The following is a 19,913-nucleotide window of genomic DNA, read 5'->3' as shown; positions in this document are numbered from 1 at the left end:
TCAATCTTATATTGTTCGTAAACCGTTACTAATTTAACCGACTCATTTCTTTAATAAGTTTGAAGTCTATAGCATTTTTCCATCGGGCCCTAGTTTATAACCATCAATAGTAGTATTAAACGCCATAGCTCCACTACTATAAAAATAGTACCAATTGCTTCCTATATATTGCCAACCTGTTTGCATGCCACCTGAAGAATTGAAATAATACCATGTGCTTCCAATAGACTGCCAACCTGTTTGCATTGCTCCTGATGAATTGAAGTAATACCATGTGTTTACAATTGATTGCCAACCTGTTTGCATTGCTCCTGATGAATTAAAATAATACCATGTGCTTCTAATAGACTGCGAGCCTGTTAGCATTGCTCCTCCTGAATTGAAATAATACCATTTGCCCCCAACAGACTGCCAACCTGTTTGCATTGCACCTGATGAATTGAAATAATACCATGCACCTCCAATAGATTGCCAACCTGTTTGCATAGCACCTGAAGAGTCAAAATAATACCATGTTCCTTCAATGTATTGCCAACCTTTACCTGAATTCGAAAAATCTATAATTTTGTTCGCATAAAGATCCCATGGTGTTCTTGAACCTTGGTTGTGTGTATAAAGTGTTCTATAACCCTGTCCATCATTTCTAAAGATTCCCATCGAAGGAAATAGAGTATGATATCCTCTCATATTAGTTGTTCCATCTCGATATATTTCAGAGCGAAATTCATAATCGACAGGAGGAGCAAAAGTATAAAATGGATTCCCTGCCTTGTGTAAAAAATTAATATCCACCATAGATTGAGTTTTTTTGGTTACGCCTAAATAAACATTTTCACCTGAAGCTAGTTTTTCAGATTCATAAATATATTGTCCATTCGAATTCTTAGAATACTGTTTAGTAATTCCAACACTTTTAGTTTGTATAACACTTCGATCACTCCAGTTTATTGTTGCAGTTAAAGAAGACCTAGTACTCCCATAGGCATCGATTGTTGTTCTATTATCAGTAGAATAGTAATATTTTGAAGATCCTGGGCCTGGAAGATACCCATTGTACTTATCAGTATTCAAAATCATAGTGTTAATCCTAATCGATGACTGGGATGGTAACGATTGTAAAGCACTAACTATCCGCGAATTAACAAATTCATCCAAGGATATAGGTGCACTTAATTTTGGAAGAGTATTAATTTGTGTAGATATTACAACTATGTCATATGGATTATTTTCTAAATCAGTGATAGCTGTCTCAAGTTCAGAATGTTCAGAATCATGCGTTTCATCTGAATTTTCATTCTCTTCTTCATCAACACTATACTGTTTTATTGGAACACCCTCACGAAATTCTTCTTGTTGTACTCTTTTTGCGTAAGCAATTAACTTATGCTTCAGATCTTGTATCTTTTCGTCGGAGAATTTAACTTTTGTTTCAATAGTATAGTTGTATACCGTATCTTCACTAAGATTTTCATCGACAAACAAGCTGTCTAATACAGTACCAAGAAGTTCTCCATTCCTGTATACATTGTATTCTTCCGATTTTTCTACTGATGGCCAATCTAATACAATACTATTGTCATTAGCAATAACATCAACCCCTATATTTCTATATGTTTCATCCTCAATAGGGGTAAAAACTTTCAAATAAACATTATCAATAATAGTATCGTTATCATCAATAGCAGAAATAGAGTATTCATTTAAACTTCCTTCATCCAATTCTTCTTGAGTAAATTCAGAAATATTACCTAAATAAACTACATCCTCACCACATTTAACAACATACTTTTTTGCCCCTTCAACATCGTTCCAATCTAGTAAAATATGATCTGGCTTTTTTTTAATGACGAACTCACCTAATTTGAAAACACCCTTTTTTTCAGAAACCACACTAGAAATACTACTCCAACCAGCTCCAGTAAAAATTAAAACTAACGACAATAAAGATACCAACAACTTCCTGAATTTCATATTTCAACCCCCTTTCGAGAGTATTCTACCATAAATATTACTATAATTGTAAAAATAAGGTAATTTTATAATATTACTATTTTTTTGTGAGTTTACAAAAAAAACAATAGGATAAATATTGAAAGTATTAATGTTACAAATGGAAAGAATATTGGATAAAATAATGTTAGGTACCCTATAATTTCCTTATACTTCACATTTTAGGTCATTTATGCAGCTTAAACTCTTCCGCTGCATCTTTTTTTAACACAAGAGATTCAATAACAAATGCCTTTTCAAATCCATCTTTTATCGCATTCGTAATCGAACCTGGATTGTTAGCGTCGCCTATTACATAGACATTATGAAAATGTTTGCGATAGGACTCTTCTAATGGATTATAGGCCCCCGTCCCCATGGATAACACAACATGATCCACTTCCAATTCCAATTGAAGTGCTGATAATTCATCCTCGACAATGATGGAATTTGCAAGGATCTTAGCTACTTTTTGACCTTCGAAAATCTCGACATTTGCCTTTTTCAAACGATTTAGGAGCATCAATCTTGTGGGGGCTGAGACTTTTTCACCAGTGGTAGTAGGGATTTCAACCAATGTCACGTCGTTCCCCATTGCAGCAAGCTGTCTGGTTACACTATAACAAACCATCCCACTTCCGATTACTGCGATTCTTTTGTTCCTAAATGCTTTTCGTTCCAAAAGAACATCTTCATAATCACACACATTTGTAAGGTCATTTCCTTCTATATCCGGAATAATGGGTATAGCACCAGTTGCTAAGAAAACAGCATATGGCTCTAAAGATTTAATCATTTCTACTGAAGCCTCAGTATTAAGGCGAACATCAACATGTAATCGTTCCATTTCATTGCGATGATAATCAATCATCCAATTCATTTTCTCTTTTGGTATTGGTGAAGTCACTAGGTTCAATTGCCCACCAAGTTTATTGTCCTTCTCAAATATGGTGACACCATATCCCTTTAATGAAAGAACTCTTGCCGCTTCCATTCCACCAGGGCCACCACCAACGACAGCCACATTCCGCTTTTCCTCTATCGGCTTGATTTCTTTAAACTCTCGTTCTCGTCCTGCCCTAACGTTGACCGAACACTGAACATGAGCAAGGGATCTTGTACAATGAAGACAACAAATACACTTGCGAATCTCTTTTTCGCGGCCTTCCAATGTTTTCTTTGCCCATTCAGGATCTGCGATATGGCCTCGTCCTAATGCAATAAAGTCGGCTCTTCCCTCTAATAAAATGTTTTCCGCGAATTCTGGTTCCCGAATCACCCCAACAGTAATCACTGGGATTTTCACTTCTTTTTTAATTTCCTCTGCAAGGTAAACTCTCCAGCCTTGTTCGAATAACATCGATTCTATTATTTTATCCATAGAATTATAGTTTCCTGCACTGGCATGTAGTCCATCTACTCCTATTTTTTCTAAATATCGGCTAATTTCCTTGCTCAATTTTACGTCTTGTCCACCTTCATCAAACTCATCCACACTTAGTCGTACCGTAACGGGGTAATCCTCACCACATTTTTCCTTGATACCATCAACAATTTCCTCTATAAATCGCATTCTATTTTCAAAGCTGCCGCCATATTCATCGGTACGGAGATTAGTATTAGGACTTAGAAACTGGTTAATTAAGTAGCCGTGCGCACCATGAAGTTCCACGCCATCAATGCCTGCGATTTTACATCTGAATGCACCCATTACAAACTTATTCACTAAATCTTTCACTTCTGCCGTCGTTAATTCCCTTGGTTCTTCTCCTACCGCAGCACAAGTTACCGGACTCGGAGCTACAATTTGTTTTCCACCGGTGAGCTGCGAATTTGATTCTCTACCTGCATGATGAAGCTGAACAAATATTTTTGCATCATATTTATGTACTGCATTAGCTAATCGATGCATCCCTGGTATGAAACGACCTTCATCTATTCTTAGTTGATTCATCGTCCCTTTCCCTAATTCATATTCGATAGATGTAAATTCAACAATAATTAACCCAGTTCCGCCTCTAGCTCTTTCTTCATAATAAGCAATTTGATGGTCTGTGATCTCACCATTAGGACCTGCCAAGTTGGTTCCCATTGCAGGCATCACAATTCGATTCTTCAAAACTAAATTCCCAATGGTTCCATTTTCAAATAAATGATTATACTTCATTCAAACTCCTCCTTAAAGTTTGTTCAATACTTCACATAAGCTATTATAAAAAAAATATTCCCAACACTAATTATAAACGAACGAATCAGAAATACTGTGAAATTGAAGTGACATTTATTTGCTGAAAAGGTATCGGCCATCAGAGTACCCAATAGTCTCCCATTTGCAAGAAGGGCACCTTTTGTCCATGCCTCCCTGATCGTTTCATGCCATACATATTTGCCTACTAGACGGAAATAATACGATTGATATTTCAAGGCAAAAAAGAGGGAGACATTATTATGAACTATCGAATATTTAAAGTGATTAACCAGTTTGCTGGGAATTCTCGTATTTTAGATTTCATTATGATCACCATTTCCAAGAGAGCTCGGTTTGTCTTTCTTTTCGTGTTACTCTTTCTTTGGTATCGCAACTGTTTTTGTAAAAAAATGACATTAAATGTTGGTGTAACAGCTAGCGCGACGTATCTGCTCAGCATGGTGATTAAACTATTCTATTTTAAGTCAAGACCGTTCTTGAACCATGGAGTTCATCTTTTACCTCCGGTCCCATCAAAAAAAGACTCTTCGTTTCCAAGTAAACATACTGCTCTTGCCTTTGCCTTGGCTGCTTCTGTGTTTGTTTATCACCGAATATTGGGCTTGAGCTTGTGGGTGATTTCCATCCTAGTGGGGTTATCACGTATTTGGATGGGACAGCATTACCCTTCAGATATCATCGGCAGCGCCATCCTTGGAAATGTCACCTCCTTCGTGGTTAACCTAACTGAACAGCTTTGGACTCCTTTTGTAACTAGTATCTTTCGTTCGTACACTCATTTACGTTCTTCTTTCCGGCAATTATAAAGTAAACTTGAGGGATCATCCATCTTAGCTTGGATCATCCCTTTCTGATTTTCTTCCTACCTTCACTTTTACCCCACTTTTTTGTTTAGCATTGTTATACTCCCGAATCATGACCTTCGTTTCTTATGTTAATTTTTGATGAGGGAATGGATTATTGCTATACTCAACCTATGAAAGAGTTTCAGTGAAAAATAAGGTGAGTAAATCATGAAGAGATATGCTAATTTGGATCATGTGACAAGTAACAAATCGTTTAAGGATATGAGAAAGTGGCAGAAAGAAAGAAGAACGAAAGTGAAGGATTTATCAGTTAACATCGAACAGTGTCCAGATAAAAAGGTGAAAGAAATAAACGAAAACAGCGGCCAGACCTCTTATACATGGATTGGTCACTCTACCTTTTTGATTCAGCTGAATGGTGTAAATATTTTAACGGACCCTGTGTGGGCCAAACGGATGGGATTTCAAAAACGATTAACAGAACCGGGTATTTCATTAGCAGACCTGCCGGAGATTGATCTAGTTGTCATCTCTCATGGTCATTACGACCATTTAGACTTTCCTACTCTGAAAAAATTAAAAGGGAATCCCCACTACTTTGTCCCTGTTGGATTGAAGTCCCTTTTTTTCAAAAAAGGCTATCAGAAAGTGACCGAGATGAGCTGGTGGGAAAGGGTCGAACACGAAGGAATAACCGTTCATTTCGTCCCAGCCCAGCATTGGACGAGACGGTCGCTGCGAGATATGAATACTTCCCATTGGGGCGGCTGGATTTTTCAAACCCCACAAGAATCGTTTTATTTTGTTGGTGATACTGGCTATTTCAGCGGCTTTCAACAAATAGGAGAGCAATTTACAATTGATACGGTATTTATGCCGATTGGGGCATATGAACCGGAATGGTTTATGGCCGATGCCCATATTGCACCGGAGGACAGTGTCAAAGCTTTCATTGAATTAAAGGCAAAATCCTTCGTGCCAATGCATTATGGCGCCTATCGGTTAGCAGATGACACGGGACCAGAGGCATTAGACAGCTTATACCGTGAATGGGAAACCCAGCAGCTTCCTCAAGAACAATTAAAGGTGCTCTTACTTGGCGAAACCGTGATAGAATCGGGTGCCTAATTTGGCAAAAAGTGCTTATCACGGTTCGTAAAAGGAAACCAAGACCTTACCTAGAAACGTAAAAAGGCAGGTGAATTGAGGTCCTATGATCACCTGCCTCTTTTTTTCAATTTATAAAGACTCATTTTTATTTCCTTTTCCATTTTTCGAAAAAAAACCTCCAAACCTTTGTTCGCCGCTCCTTCTAATACCCGCTGACCAGCTAAAGCAAGTGCACCGGTTAGCTGAGCATCAGCACTAATGGTTAACTTGGATTCTCCTTGGAGTTCAATAATATTTATCCCTGCTTTAGCATCTATCTCCCCAAGAGTACTTTTCCCTTGAACAACTAGCTGATAAAAAGATGGCGACCTCTCATCAACTAGCCGAATTTCAAGAATTAAACGATCTTGAATGGGACCAATATTAATCTCAAATTCAGCTTGGTATACTCCTCTTGAACTTTCTATAAATGACTTACAACCTGGGAGAGAGTTCCTAAGAACTTTTTCATCTTTTATATACTTCCAGACAATTTTCCTTGGCAAACCGAAGTAATAATCGTACTTGACTTTCAACGTTTTCCCTCCAATTGAATACAGGATAAAATAATAAAGGGTCCTTCACCAAGTCATCATTCAATCCTTTTTATCATTCACTATAATTATTATTCAAGGGGGAAATGAAAATGTTCAAAAAATGACATGAAGGCGTGTAATCAACGGTTTACAATACAAAAAGGCATCGAAAAAATCGATGCCTTCTCTTGGTCATTTCATTACTAAAAATCATATCTAATATTTCAAAATTGGTTTTCATATTCGAGCTCGGAGGCTTTGGGAAATAGATTCCCGTTTAGTTTAACGAACTTAGTGTTACGTTTAATTCTTTTGATCTCGAACTGAAAATTTTTATTTTTATCATGATCAATAAGAAAGCGAGCAGAGCAAATATAATTCCACTCCAGATGAGTTGATGTATCCCCAGTTGAGATATAAACCAGCCGCCGATTGAAGTTCCTAAAGTAATTCCCAGATTAGAAAATGAAACAAACAAGCTGTTACCGAACTCGGGAGCTTCCTTCGCCTCAGTGGTTAGCCATGTTTGACTGACAATAAGCCCGCCGGAATGCACTATCCCCCAAATAAATACGATAATAATCATCGGAATGAAATAAGAGCCCAAATAATAAGCGAACAAGTAAATTATCATATATAGGAGAGGGAATAGTATAACGGTCTTTGTTATACTTTTTTGCAAAAAGCCCCCAAATAAAAAATTCCCCAAAATCATGATGAGACCGAAGGCCATCAACATCATACTAATCCAGGAACCATTCATATGTGTAAGTTGTCCAAGATATTCGGCAAAGTAGCTGTACACGGAGAACATAGATGCAAAAATAAAAATAACTGTCACGATATTTAACCACAATTGAGGTTTACGTAATATACTAAGCTGCCTACCATAAGACAATTTTTCCTTAACAGGCATGGAAGGAAGCCAAGCTAATATTCCTACAAAGGCAATCGCACTTACAAAAGCCCCAAACAAGAAAGCAACCTCTAACGAAAACTGTTCCGCGAGATAAGAAGTCAAAGGCACACCAAAAGCAAACCCGACCGTTATTCCAGCAAAAACCTTTGTAACGGCTTTTCTGCTTTTTTCCGGAGGGACAAGTTTTGCTGCAGTTTCAAGGGCTACTGAAAAAAAGACGGGATGAAAAATGGCAGGAAGAATACGGAAAGCTAACATAACTTCGAATTTTGTGGTATAGGCATAAACAAAGTTTGAAATCGTAAAAATAAGTACAGCGGTTAAGAGAATAACTTTACGATTAATACCTGAACCGAGTAATGTCAGAAATGGACCTGAAATAGCAACAACTAAAGCAAATATACTTACAAGTCCTCCTGCCTGTGATGTTGATATATTAAATTTTTGAGTGATCTGGGGTAGAACCCCTACAATTCCCATTTCAGTTGTAATAATGCTGAATACACCTAAAGCTAGCATTATAATCAGTAAAGGGTTGACCTTTTTCATAAAAAAACTCCATTCCTTTGAGCTAAGACTGTAGAAAATGTTCACTTTCTAGTCGCTGTCTCTTTATTATAGTTAAACAAGATTTGCCATTCATAAAATCACATATTCATATATATAGATATGAACAAATAAAAAAAAGAATATCCTCCTTCCATTTAAAGTTCCTTTTGGATGTAATCGACAAATTCCTCTATAGTCTTTTCGTTCCGTCGGTAATACGTCCACTTCCCTATTCGATTTGATTCCAACAACCCAGCTTTTTGCATTGTTAACAAATAACTAGAAATGACTGATTGGGCAAGTCCTGCTTTAGCTTGAATATCTCCTACACATATACCAATTTGAAAATTGAGACCTTGTTGTAAATAGAGCTTTTCATCAAAGAATTCCTCTGGATTCTTTAGCCATAGCATAATTTGACGCCGTGTCTCGTTTGATAAAGCTTTGTATATCAATAAAGGTTCCATAAATACCATTATATCTATTTTTATAGATTTGTAAATATAGAACTACTCAATACATGGATACAAAAACTCTAAGTTAAAAGCTTAACAACTGAAAATAATGTCAAAAATAAAAACTTCACTGTAAGTATAGAATATTTAGTGAATCCTTCCAAACGAACCATTTCATTTGTTCCCGAACCTGAATAATAAAAAGATTGAAGGAGCATCAAATTTAAGGTGCTCCCATTTTGTCGTTGGGATAGAAAACGGAACCCGTTAAGAAGATCTTGTCTCTTTTTGTGTGGAATCAGTCATGAAAGTTCGTCCCATCTGTCGTTGCTTTGACGATGCCCTTGCGAATGACAAAGTCTCCGAGGTGCTCGCCTTCCTGCCGTTCTTTCGCGTAGTGGGAAAGAATGACACTCAGTTCTTTCAAAATTTGCCCCTCACCGATGTTTTCGAGGTACATTTTGCTTAGGCGACTGCCATCATGGGCCGCTCCGAGATACATATTGTATTTTCCTGGCGCTTTGCCGATAAAGCCGATTTCGCCGAGCGCGTGTCTAGCACATCCGTTCGGACAGCCGGTCATCCGAATGGTAATATCTTCGTCCCGCAGGCCGTGATCATCAATAATCTCCTCGATCTCGCTTATCAAAATCGGCAAATATCGTTCTGCTTCAGCCATCGCCAATCCGCAAGTCGGCAGAGCAACACATGCCATTGAGCTACGGCGAAGAGCGGAATAATGCTTTCCATCTGTCAATCCGTATTGTTCAATAAGTTCATTAATCTTTTTCTTTTGCTGGCTAGAGACATTGGCAATGATCAGGTTTTGATTGGCCGTCAGATGGAATTCGCCAGTATGAATTTTGGCGATTTCGCGCAGGCCAGTCTTCAGCTGATATTCATCAAAATCCGCGACCCGGCCGCCTTCGACAAACAGCGTAAAATGCCAGCTTCCTTGAACGCCTTTTACCCAGCCATAGCGGTCGCCGTTATGGTCAAAATGATATTGTCTAGCTTCATCCAGGCTCCAACCGAGGCGATTTTCCAGTTCGGATTTGACAGTTTCCAGCCCGAGTCGATCCACAGTGTACTTAAACCGGGCATTTTTGCGTTCAGAACGGTTTCCGTAGTCGCGCTGAATCGTAATGACTTTTTCAGCCAATTCATTCATTTGGTCCGGTTTACAGAAGCCGATTACTTTTGCGAGCTGCGGATATGTCGCTTTGTCACCGTGCGTCATGCCCATGCCTCCGCCAATCGCCACATTAAAACCAACAAGCTTGCCTTCTTCAACAATTGCAATGAATCCAAGGTCTTGTGAAAAAATGTCAACATCATTGGATGGCGGCACGGCGATACCAATCTTAAACTTCCGCGGCAAATAATTCGGACCATACATTGGTTCAACTTCTTCCACTTCCGGGGTGCTTGCCACTTTTTCTTCATCCAACCAAATTTCATGATACGCTCTTGTGCGTGGCAATAAATCATTACTCAATTTTTTCGACCATTCATATACTTCGGAATGGATTTCAGACTGATATGGATTAGAGGCGCACATGACGTTACGATTCACATCGCCACATGCGGCAATCGTGTCCAAAAGGGCGGCATGTATTTCCTGGATCGTTTTTTTCATATTCCATTTTAAAATTCCATGTATTTGAAATGTCTCTCGTGTAGTTAGTTTCAAGGTGCCATTGCCATATGTTTCGGACAGTTCATCCATGACGAGCCATTGATCCGGTCCTGCTACACCACCCGGCAAACGTACGCGCAACATGAACTGATAGGCAGGTTCAAGTTTTTGTTTTTGGCGTTCATTGCGGAGATCCCGATCATCCTGCAAATAGCTGCCATGATGCTTCATCAGACGGTTGTCATCATCAGGAATTCCTGCGCTGATAGGGTCCTGCATCACTTCCTTCAAAGTGCCGCGCAAATAGTTGCTTCTTTCTTTAATATCTTCAACATCACTTGGTTGACCGTCCGGCGCTTTTAAAATTTGCTTCACCATGTTGAAAAGACTCCTTTCCATCCAAAATCAGTATACATCCCGCTGGTAACGTTTTTGTTGTTGCAAATCGGCAAAATAAGCTTCTGCTTTTTCATGGCTCATGCCGCCTTCTTTTTCGATAATCTTAATAAGAGTTTGATGGACATCATGAGCCATATATTTCTCATCGCCGCATATGTAAACGGCTGCTCCTTCTTCAAGCCACTCGAACAGTTCTTTGCTGTGTTCAAGCATACGGTGCTGCACATACACTTTTTCTTCCGTATCACGCGAAAACGCAACATCCATTTTTGTCAGCACGCCGGCTTTCAGCCATTTTTGCCATTCGGTCTGGTAAAGGAAATCCGAAACGAAATGCTGGTCACCGTAGAACAGCCATGATTTCCCTCCCGCTCCCATTTCCTCACGTTCCTGCATAAATGAACGGAACGGTGCCACACCTGTTCCCGGTCCAATCATGATGATCGGTGTGTTCGGGTTCTGTGGCAGCTTAAAGTTTTCGTTATGCTGAATATAAACCGGAAGTGTATCCCCTGGGTTTAGACTCTCAGCGGCAAAAATAGAGCAAACGCCCTTTCGTTCGCGGCCATGTGCATCATAGCGAACGGCACCGATGGTCAAATGCACCTCGTCAGGATTCGCGCTTAAGCTACTCGCGATCGAATAAAGACGAGCAGGGATTTTTCGAAGAATGGAGACAAACTCTTGGGCAGTTTCGCCCCATTGACCAAAATCACGGACCAAATCAAGCAAATCACGACCTGTAAGATATGCTTTTAATTCTTCCTCATTGCCTGGTGATAACAGCTCATGTAAATCCTCATTCGCTGAAAGCTTTATCGCTTTTTCAAGAAGCGGTTTGGTTAAAACAGTAATTTCAAAATAAGAGATGAGCGCTTCTTTTAGCGGACGAACGTCTCCCTGCTTATTGACCGTCACCATTTCATCTGGATCCCATCTCAATTCCTCAAGAAGTATGTCAACAAGAAACGGATCGTTTTCCGGATAGATACCGAGACTGTCACCCGGTTCGAACGTAAGTCCTGATCCTTCAAGTGATAACTCAAGGTGGCGCGTTTCTTTATTCGAGCCACGTCCATTCAAATTGATGTTTTCAAGCACTTCTGCTTTAAACGGATTGGTTCTGGAGTATACAGATTCTACGGCTTGAGGTGCAGATTCATGAGCTTGATGTGCAGATTCGTGAACTTGAGGTGCACTTCCGTCTTGTGTTTCACTTAAGCTGTCAAGGACTCCATTAAGCCATTCGGCCGCTGACTCATCATAATCAACGTCACAATCAAAGTGCGGATAAAGTCGTATGCCGCCGAGTTCTTCTAGCCGAGTATCAAATTCTTTTCCCGTCTGACAGAAAAATTCATATGAGCTGTCCCCAAGTGCCAAAACAGAAAATCGGAGGTCGGCCAGCTTTGGTGCCCGTTTGCTGTGAAGAAATTCATGGAATGTGAGGGCGCTATCTGGCGGGTCGCCTTCTCCGTGTGTACTTACAACAATGAGTAGGTTTTGGACTTCCTTTAACTTTTTCGTTTTAAAATCGCTCATGGAAGAGACGGTTACTTGAAAGCCGATCCCTTCTAGCTTCCTTGCCGACTTCTTCGCCAGTCCTTGCGCATTACCTGTTTGTGATCCGTATAGAATGGTTATTTCTTTTGAAATTATTTGCTCGTTAATTTGAGCAGGAAGCGTTCTCAACTGTGCACTGGGGATTCCAGAAATGGAGAATAATTGGACCGCGGCAAGGTAGCCGCTTAGCCAGATTTTCTGTGATTCTGTTAACGTCGGTAGAATGCGGTTAAGGAGCTCTACCTGTTCCTGATTAAACGGACTGTTCATTACTTGAAGTTGCAACAATACCCACCTCACAAAGGAATATAAGCTTATCGTACGTCATTTATTTTTTGTTTTCTCTAAAGTGATTGGATATCAATCTGTTTCAGAATTAAGATTGCTTATTCATTTGATTATTGATCACTATTTTTTTTTCCGGTTACGAACAATAGGAACCTTTTATTGGTATAGTGACCTAATACGCCCTTTTTTCTGGGTTACGGGTGTTATGAACCTTTCATAACAACCATTGGCGCTCTTTTTTCTTGGGTACGGGCCTTATGAACCTCTCATAACGACCATAGGTACTCTTTTTCTAGGTTTCGACTACTAAAAATCTGCCACAACCTCCCTGCTTGTTGCCCGTTCGATTACAATATCTTCAATAATTTGTTGGCAGCTCAAAGGGCCAGTGAAGTAAATCGGCTGGCCTTGCTTTTGCCGCTTAAGCACCTCTTGGTTTACTTCAGCGATAAGGAGACCTGAAAATAATAAATAAGGAACGACGATTACCCTGCCGTCAGCTTTTTCACTAATAATCTCCAATCCCTCTCGCAGCCTTGGTTCGGCAGCAGCTAAAAAAGAAACAGAAACACGTTCAATTCCAAGCCGATCCCTGATTCCACCCGCAATCTCGGCAAAGTCAGTTTGAATCCCAGGGTCACTACTTCCCCTTCCAACGATCAATAAACGATCCTGTGGGAACACGTTAACTAAAGTTTTCCTGACAAGTTCAGCCACTGCATCAAGAATTCCCCCCTGTACACCGAAAGGATCCTTTACATTTACCTGAATTTGAGGATATCGGGCCTGCAAAAAAGACAGCGTTCGAGGGATATCCTGTTTTATGTGCCCGGCTGCCAAAAGGAACAGAGGGACAACGGTGATTTCAGTCGCGCCCCTTTCCACACACCGCATGAAGCCTTCCTTAATCAGCGGCTCAGTCAACTCAAGAAAGCTGATTTCCTGTATGGGCACATTTATCCTCCTAATCACTCTTTGGATAAAGGAGTTTACCTCCTCTGTCCCTTTTTCTGAGCGTGTCCCATGGCCAATGTAAAGAATTGCTTTCAAACGAATGCCCCTTTCTGAGCTCATCCGTGGACGACTGGTAAATTCGGCACAATTTCCTCATGAAACCAGTTCAATTTTTTGTGTAGACGGACGACCTCTCCAATAACAATCATGCTTGGATTGGATATCCTCGCTTCTCTCACCAACATATCTATCGTCTCAAGCGTTCCTACCACTGTTCTTTGGTCGGTTAATGTACCCCAATGAATGAGAGCGATTGGTGTCTGCGGTGATTTGCCATGCTCGATTAATTGTTTTACTATGCTCGTTAGGTGTGAAACCCCCATATAGACACAAAGGGTGTCAACTCCATTGGCTAGATGGTACCACTGGTGCTCCGCTTCGACATCTCCTGCCTGGTGCCCGGTAATAAATGCAAAGCTTTTACTCAAGCTTCGATGGGTGACAGGAATACCTGCATATGCTGAAACCGCAATACCAGCCGTAATGCCTGGGACAATTTCAAACGGGACATCATGCCTCACGCATTCCTCGGCTTCTTCACCACCGCGCCCGAAAACAAAAGGATCTCCTCCTTTTAAACGGACGACCTGATAACCCTTTTTTGCGTATTTCACCAGGAAATGGTTGATCGTTTCCTGCTTCATTGTATGGTAATGTGGAAGCTTGCCGCAGTACACCAGTTGTGCCCCTTCTTTCGCATGCTGCAAAAGTTCAGGATTTACTAGCCGATCATATAGGATGACATCAGCTTTTTGCAGGCATTGCAATCCTTTTACCGTAATCAGATCAGGATCACCTGGACCCGCACCTACTAAATAGACCTTGCCACCCATACCCCAAAACATCCTTTCTCAATTAGATCAGGTTCTTTTCTTGAAGGTATTTCAAAATTTGTTCCACAGCGTCTTTCACTGTCAAGAGGTCAGAACGTATGGTGATTTCCGGTCGTTCTGGTGCCTCATAGGGGGAATTGATGCCTGTAAATTCCTTTATTTCGCCGCTGTGAGCCTTAGCATATAGCTGTTTGGGATCACGGCGTTCACATTCTTCCAACGGGCAGTCGACGAAGACTTCAATAAACTCCCCTCTCTCAAAAAGGGCTCGAACCTGGTCACGATCAGATCGGAACGGGGAAATGAAAGCGGTTGTCACGACTGTGCCGCTATCAACAAACAGTTTGGCAACCTCGCCAATCCTCCTGATATTTTCGGTCCGATCCTGGTCCGAAAAGCCAAGATCACGGTTTAAACCATGGCGTATATTATCGCCATCAAGGACATATTCATGGATTCCCTGACGGTGTAGTTCATTTGATACAGCATTGGCAATTGTGGATTTACCAGATCCTGAGAGTCCAGTAAACCATAGTACGCTACTTCCGTGCCCATTTTTAATACGGCGGTCTGACTTTGTTACAGTTGTAGCATGCCAGGTGATATTCGTTGCTTTCGTCATTGTTCAATCTCCTCTCTAAACCGTCTGCTGCTCTTTCAATCCATCAATCAGCACCTCAACGACTTCTTTCCGGCTAAAGGTCGACGGTGGAAGAGTCCCAGAGCGCAGCATCTCTCTTACCTTTGTTCCTGATAGAATGACTCGGTCCTCGTTGCTGTGCGGGCAGGTTTTATCTGACGCCATTCCCTCACATTTATTGCAATAAAAGCTATGTTCAAAGAACAATGGTTTGATACCAAGCTCCTCTACAGTAAATTCACTAAATATGAGTTGTGCATCATAGGTTCCGTAATAATTGCCCACACCAGCATGATCACGGCCGACGATGAAATGTGTGCAGCCAAAGTTTTTCCGTGCGATTGCATGGAAGATAGCTTCTCTCGGTCCTGCATAACGCATGGCTGCAGGATACACACCAAGCTGAACACGATCTGCGGGATAGTAATTTTCAAGCAGGACACGATAGCTTTTCAAACGGACATCGGCGGGTATGTCATCAGACTTTGTTTCTCCAACAAGTGGGTTGACGAATAGACCATCAACCGTTTCCAAAGCGGCTTTTTGGATATACTCATGGGCCCTGTGAATCGGATTCCTCGTTTGGAAGCCAACAACTGTCTTCCAACCCTTTTCTTCAAATAAAGCCCTTGTTTCTCGAGGTTCGAACCACACGTCGCTAAATACTCCTTTTTCTTGTTTTTTCACAAGGGTCACTTCGCCAACCAAGTAAATCGATCCTCTTTCATATAGTCGTTTAACCCCTGGATGGGCAAGTTCGTGAGTTTTATATACCTCAAGTGCTTCTTTGTCTAAATCCGGTTCAAACCATTCAGAAACTTTAATCACTCCATAAACTTGGTTTTCAAATACTAGCTTGATTTCTTCTCCTTCTACAAGTGTTCCGGCCGTTTCATAAGAAACAGGAAGCGTCACCGGAATGGACCAAATCGTTTGGTCCTGAAGGCGCATGTTTGCTACAACAGATTCATAATCGGCTTTTCCCATAAACCCTGTCAGCGGACTGAACAGCCCAACACCGATCAATTCCAGGTCGCTCAAAGCGATTGCGTCAATTTCAAGCTCTTTTTCTACATGGGTAAAATCAAAGTATGGGTCAAATGCATGAATAAGTTTTCCTCCATGAGGTCTTGGTAAAAATGACAACAGAATCAAACCCTTTCTCTTTTTTAAATGGTTACTCGCGAAAAATTTGCGATTTTTAAGAGTTTTTTTGAGGAACCACTCTTTCATTGATGTGCTTTAGGCGAATACCGACGTTTTATTTTTGATAATAAGACTTTTATTTGTGAATACATCTAGGTTATTTGCGAATATCAGATTTTTATTTACGGAGCAAATCTTTGAGTCTACATTCTAGCAATATTATTCTTTTACAACTTTCGGCGCTACCGTTATCGAAGTCCTTCTTTTCATTAATGACAGCACACCGAACACGGAAATCAAGACTCCTCCCATTGCAATGATTGGATAGAAATTATGTTCGATGATCAAATTTATCAGGGTGTAGGACAGGACCATCGATAGAACGGGTGAAACAATCCAAACAGTAAGCATTTGTACAACGATGTCTTTTTTCAATACCGCCCTGCCATGTTTGGCAAAGCCAATTCCGATAATCGAAGATGTCGTAATTTGTGTCAGCGGAACTGGAACCCCGAATAAGGATGCAACGGTAACAATGCTCGCGCCTGTGCCTGAGATCACACAACCTTCTTCAAGTCTGAGGGCCGTTATTTTTTTACCATTTGTTTCGAGAACACGTTGTCCTAGCAGAAGTGCCCCTATTGCCACGAATAATCCACCCCAGAAAATGCCGTTTTCCGTGCTGAGGATTTTGGCACCGACAAGCGGTCCAACCGCATTGGCTACATTATTCATCCCAGCTGAAAAAGCTTCAAACAACCCCATGATTACCACAAGAGCGGCAAGGAATGGAACAGATTTTCGCTCTTCCATCCATCTTTTGAGCCTCTTGTCTTTTAACAGGTAGCAAGCAAGGATGGCAATGACAAAAGCAGCTATAGGTGTAAGGAGCCAAAAAAACATAATCCAGACGAGATTGCTCAGAAATATAGATTGATAAACGATCCCTGCCCCGACCACAGATCCAACAGCAACCTCACTAGTAGAAAGTGGAATTCCAAAGATATTTGCCAAAAATAAAGACAAGGCTGCGGAAGCTAAAACGATCAAGGCAATGGGCACGGTAAAGGTGCTGCTAGGGACAATCCCATTGCCGATTGTTTTGACCACTTCACCACCGCCAAAATAGGCCCCGAGAAATACAGCGATACCGCAGAGAAACAAGGCCAGCCGTTTATTAACCACACCTGATCCATAGGAAATACCCATTGAAGCCGCTGCACCACTCGCTCCAATATTCAATGCAAAAAATAATCCTATCGTAATAGCCAATATTGTAAGCAAAAGAAAATTCCTCCTTTATACCGCATGAACGAGCAGTAATCCCCTTACTTAAAAATTTGATAAAACCTAGAGGGGAATGTGAAGGATTAACGATCTGTAAATACCGATTGGTCTAACCAGCAAATAGTAAAAGGGTGTGCGCCCCCGCTACTATTTGAAGTTTCCATTAGCGATCGTGCAAACCACACTCCGTTTTGTTGCTTCCCGCCCAGCGTCCTGCACGTGAATCACCACTAGCGCCTGTTGGTTGGGTACAAGGAAAACAACCAATGCTCGGGTAGTGATGGTCATGCAATATGTTGTACGGGAGGCCTTTTTTCTTGATGTAAGACCAAACATCATTCCATGTCCAGTGAATCAATGGACAGATTTTAATATTCTGGAATTTTTCATCTTTATTAATGAATTCTGTGTTTGCCCTTAATAGTGACTGTTCTCTGCGAAGCCCCGAGATCCAGGCATGTTTTCCTGCCAACGTCTCTCTTAATGGAATGACTTTTCGGATATTACAGCACTGATTGGGTTCCCTTTTCCATAAAGCCGAACCATATCGTTCCGCTTGTTCGTCGAGACTAAGGTTTGGTTGTTTCCGCTCAATTCTTAACGTCGGGAAACGTTCCTCTATTCTGTCAATGACCTCATAGGTTTCCGGAAAGTGTAATCCTGTATCTAAAAAAACAATATCGGCATCCTGTTTAACCTGCTGAATCAAGTCAATCAACACAATCGCTTCTGCACCGAAACTTGAGGCATATACAATCTCATCCCCAGGATAAGACCGGTAAGCCCACTCTAGTACAGAACGTGCTCCTTTTGTTTCATCATCATAATAAAAACTGTCAGATATTTGGTTCCAATTCTTATAAGTTATAGTTACAGTCATTGCTTCAAACCTCCTATTTACCCACTAAAAAAAGGCAGCCTCCCACGCAGATAAGGTGGAGACCGCCTCTAGTTTTTCTAGTCAGCGATTTTTATTCGAATGAAGACGAACCTTTTCATTTTTCTCAAGTTGCACAATTTTTCCATCTTGGACAATTAGTGTAATTGAGCCAAATTTTAATGCTACCAGCATTTTCTCAAGATATGCAAAGATTTCTTCCCTCTCATCTGATTTCAGCTTGAATCGCCCTCCTTTTAATAAAACATGAACATTAAGACAGGCGTTATGACTGCTGGTTAACACCTTATCATCCAAAATGAAAATCATTTTGCTGGAATTAGCACCTTGCTTTGCAGGTTGCCGGGCTTCATTGGGCCATTCCCTCAGCCACTCTTGATAAGCGTTTTAATAATTGATGAAATTAATCCTATCATACCAATAGGTTTTATGTAAATAAAAATTTTTTAATTTTTTAAATTTTGGATTTTCATTAACTTTTTTACCTTTATTGTAATAAGGTGGAGGGCGATGTCCATGTTAGAAAGCATTTTCATCAAATTGCCTATGAGTTTGTTAGGAAGGAATTAGCAATTGATACAATTCAGCAATAAATTGAAAGCACTTTTTTGATTGGATTGTAAAAAAAACGAGCAGTTCCAAATGGAAACTCCTCTCCTTCATAAAATTGTAATACTCTTGTAACGCAACTGTCAGAATGAATTGCTTAATATTTGATATAGTAAATAGTATGAACATTTAGAAAATTAAGGTAAAGTAACTAGAATGAAACTAAATTATTTTAAAAAGAAAGTAGTGATGTAAATGATCAAAAAAATGCTAACACTTTTGAGCTTAATCATCATGCTTGCTGCAGTTGGGAACGATTTATTCATCCAAAAGGTTAATGCGAAATCGTTAGGTGTGTTACAAAATCAAGAGGATTTGAATCCTATTAAGCTACCTACCACTCAAACGAATCAATTATCAGCTGAACCAGAATTTCCTAATTATCAAGGAAACATTGCCAGTATGAAGCTGCTTTCCACGAAGATTCAAGAGGATAATCAGGAAATATTAAAGATAAATAAGTCAGATGTCGATAAACTTGAAGAAGATATTAGTGTTTTAAATGGAAGGTTAACCGCACAGTCAAACAAAGAAGCTACTACCTCTATTGAAAGTGAATACATAAGTACGGTCATCAATGCAGGAAATAAGTATATTGGAAACTCTGTTTATGTGTTTGGTGGCGGAAGAAATGCCAACGATATTGCCAAAGGAAGATTTGATTGCTCCGCCTTTGTTCATTGGGCATTTGCACAAGCGGGTCTCGAAATCGGCTCTAATACAGATGCCATTAAAAAGGAAGGGCGTCAGATTTCTCCACAAGAAATGCAGCCCGGAGATTTAGTGTTTTTTGATACGTATAAAAAAGACGGACATGTAGGTATTTATATTGGAAATGGAAAATTCATTGGCTCACAAAGCTCTACCGGTGTCGCTATAGTAGAAATGACAAATAGTTATTGGAAAAACGCCTTTAAGGGGCATGTCATTCGAATTTAAGAAAAAAGGCTTACTTTTTACAACTGGGAATAACACTGTCTTTTTA

The 19,913-nt window shown here is 40.3% G+C and carries 16 protein-coding genes, 1 pseudogene and 1 riboswitch; of the genes and pseudogenes, 3 read left to right on the top strand and 14 right to left on the bottom strand.

Annotated elements, in window-relative coordinates; translation table 11 throughout:
- Positions 1-66: 66 nt before the first annotated feature.
- The gene (locus RTR43_RS08000) at positions 67-1,971 is read right to left on the bottom strand and encodes an N-acetylmuramoyl-L-alanine amidase family protein (RefSeq protein ID WP_312470932.1); all 1,905 of its coding nucleotides are present in this window, start codon (positions 1,969-1,971) and stop codon (positions 67-69) included.
- Between the two features lie 205 nt (positions 1,972-2,176).
- Positions 2,177-4,156: an oxidoreductase gene (locus RTR43_RS07995; RefSeq protein ID WP_312470931.1), complete on the bottom strand. Its 1,980-nt coding sequence runs from the start codon at positions 4,154-4,156 to the stop codon at positions 2,177-2,179.
- A gap of 281 nt (positions 4,157-4,437) precedes the next feature.
- On the opposite strand from RTR43_RS07995, the gene RTR43_RS07990 reads away from it, so the two are divergent.
- Complete coding sequence (locus RTR43_RS07990) at positions 4,438-5,004, top strand: phosphatase PAP2 family protein (protein WP_312470929.1); 567 nt, start codon at positions 4,438-4,440, stop codon at positions 5,002-5,004.
- A gap of 204 nt (positions 5,005-5,208) precedes the next feature.
- Positions 5,209-6,132: an MBL fold metallo-hydrolase gene (locus tag RTR43_RS07985; protein ID WP_312470947.1), complete on the top strand. Its 924-nt coding sequence runs from the start codon at positions 5,209-5,211 to the stop codon at positions 6,130-6,132.
- 89 nt (positions 6,133-6,221) lie between these two features.
- On the opposite strand, the gene RTR43_RS07980 is transcribed toward RTR43_RS07985, so the two are convergent.
- The 12 genes from RTR43_RS07980 to RTR43_RS07925 all read right to left on the bottom strand — a co-directional run bounded on the left by RTR43_RS07980 (position 6,222) and on the right by RTR43_RS07925 (position 18,538).
- Positions 6,222-6,689 carry an SRPBCC family protein gene (locus RTR43_RS07980; protein WP_312470927.1) on the bottom strand — a complete coding sequence of 156 codons (468 nt, stop codon included), beginning with the start codon at positions 6,687-6,689 and terminating at the stop codon, positions 6,222-6,224.
- Between the two features lie 277 nt (positions 6,690-6,966).
- On the bottom strand, positions 6,967-8,157 hold the full coding sequence (locus tag RTR43_RS07975) for an MFS transporter (protein WP_312470925.1): 1,191 nt from the start codon (positions 8,155-8,157) through the stop codon (positions 6,967-6,969).
- A 155-nt stretch (positions 8,158-8,312) separates the two neighbouring features.
- The gene (locus RTR43_RS07970) at positions 8,313-8,624 is read right to left on the bottom strand and encodes an ArsR/SmtB family transcription factor (protein ID WP_312470924.1); all 312 of its coding nucleotides are present in this window, start codon (positions 8,622-8,624) and stop codon (positions 8,313-8,315) included.
- A 286-nt stretch (positions 8,625-8,910) separates the two neighbouring features.
- Positions 8,911-10,629, bottom strand: coding sequence for an assimilatory sulfite reductase (NADPH) hemoprotein subunit (cysI, locus tag RTR43_RS07965; RefSeq protein ID WP_312470922.1), 1,719 nt, complete (start codon positions 10,627-10,629; stop codon positions 8,911-8,913).
- Positions 10,630-10,656: 27 nt separating this feature from the next.
- Positions 10,657-12,498: an assimilatory sulfite reductase (NADPH) flavoprotein subunit gene (locus RTR43_RS07960; RefSeq protein ID WP_312470920.1), complete on the bottom strand. Its 1,842-nt coding sequence runs from the start codon at positions 12,496-12,498 to the stop codon at positions 10,657-10,659.
- Positions 12,499-12,807: 309 nt separating this feature from the next.
- Positions 12,808-13,551, bottom strand: a complete 744-nt coding sequence (locus tag RTR43_RS07955; protein WP_312470918.1) for a sirohydrochlorin chelatase — start codon at positions 13,549-13,551, stop codon at positions 12,808-12,810.
- Between the two features lie 20 nt (positions 13,552-13,571).
- Positions 13,572-14,348 carry a uroporphyrinogen-III C-methyltransferase gene (cobA, locus tag RTR43_RS07950; protein WP_312470916.1) on the bottom strand — a complete coding sequence of 259 codons (777 nt, stop codon included), beginning with the start codon at positions 14,346-14,348 and terminating at the stop codon, positions 13,572-13,574.
- 22 nt (positions 14,349-14,370) lie between these two features.
- Positions 14,371-14,970, bottom strand: coding sequence for an adenylyl-sulfate kinase (gene cysC, locus RTR43_RS07945; RefSeq protein ID WP_312470915.1), 600 nt, complete (start codon positions 14,968-14,970; stop codon positions 14,371-14,373).
- 15 nt (positions 14,971-14,985) lie between these two features.
- Positions 14,986-16,134, bottom strand: coding sequence for a sulfate adenylyltransferase (gene sat / locus RTR43_RS07940; protein WP_312470913.1), 1,149 nt, complete (start codon positions 16,132-16,134; stop codon positions 14,986-14,988).
- A gap of 219 nt (positions 16,135-16,353) precedes the next feature.
- The gene (locus tag RTR43_RS07935; RefSeq protein ID WP_312470911.1) at positions 16,354-17,418 is read right to left on the bottom strand and encodes a sulfate permease; all 1,065 of its coding nucleotides are present in this window, start codon (positions 17,416-17,418) and stop codon (positions 16,354-16,356) included.
- Between the two features lie 166 nt (positions 17,419-17,584).
- On the bottom strand, positions 17,585-18,301 hold the full coding sequence (locus tag RTR43_RS07930) for a phosphoadenylyl-sulfate reductase (RefSeq protein ID WP_312470909.1): 717 nt from the start codon (positions 18,299-18,301) through the stop codon (positions 17,585-17,587).
- An 81-nt stretch (positions 18,302-18,382) separates the two neighbouring features.
- Positions 18,383-18,538, bottom strand: coding sequence for a YezD family protein (locus RTR43_RS07925; RefSeq protein WP_396954546.1), 156 nt, complete (start codon positions 18,536-18,538; stop codon positions 18,383-18,385).
- 64 nt (positions 18,539-18,602) lie between these two features.
- Positions 18,603-18,704: riboswitch (SAM riboswitch) on the bottom strand.
- 791 nt (positions 18,705-19,495) lie between these two features.
- Here RTR43_RS07925 and RTR43_RS07920 point away from each other — a divergent pair.
- Positions 19,496-19,867, top strand: a pseudogene (locus RTR43_RS07920) (C40 family peptidase); the annotation flags it as partial.
- Positions 19,868-19,913: the final 46 nt, after the last annotated feature.

It is taken from the genome of Neobacillus sp. (genome assembly GCF_031988165.1).
GTDB classification, from domain to species: domain Bacteria; phylum Bacillota; class Bacilli; order Bacillales; family Cytobacillaceae; genus Neobacillus; species Neobacillus rhizosphaerae.
This window is presented reverse-complemented; position numbering and strand designations above follow the sequence as displayed.

Coding starts and splice junctions, on each gene's coding strand:
- RTR43_RS08000 (WP_312470932.1), bottom strand. CDS start 1,971: ATGAAATTCAGGAAGTTGTTGGTATCTTTATTGTCGTTAGTTTTAATT.
- RTR43_RS07995 (WP_312470931.1), bottom strand. CDS start 4,156: ATGAAGTATAATCATTTATTTGAAAATGGAACCATTGGGAATTTAGTT.
- RTR43_RS07990 (WP_312470929.1), top strand. CDS start 4,438: ATGAACTATCGAATATTTAAAGTGATTAACCAGTTTGCTGGGAATTCT.
- RTR43_RS07975 (WP_312470925.1), bottom strand. CDS start 8,157: ATGAAAAAGGTCAACCCTTTACTGATTATAATGCTAGCTTTAGGTGTA.
- RTR43_RS07970 (WP_312470924.1), bottom strand. CDS start 8,624: ATGGAACCTTTATTGATATACAAAGCTTTATCAAACGAGACACGGCGT.
- cysI (WP_312470922.1), bottom strand. CDS start 10,629: ATGGTGAAGCAAATTTTAAAAGCGCCGGACGGTCAACCAAGTGATGTT.
- cobA (WP_312470916.1), bottom strand. CDS start 14,348: ATGGGTGGCAAGGTCTATTTAGTAGGTGCGGGTCCAGGTGATCCTGAT.
- cysC (WP_312470915.1), bottom strand. CDS start 14,970: ATGACGAAAGCAACGAATATCACCTGGCATGCTACAACTGTAACAAAG.
- RTR43_RS07930 (WP_312470909.1), bottom strand. CDS start 18,301: ATGACTGTAACTATAACTTATAAGAATTGGAACCAAATATCTGACAGT.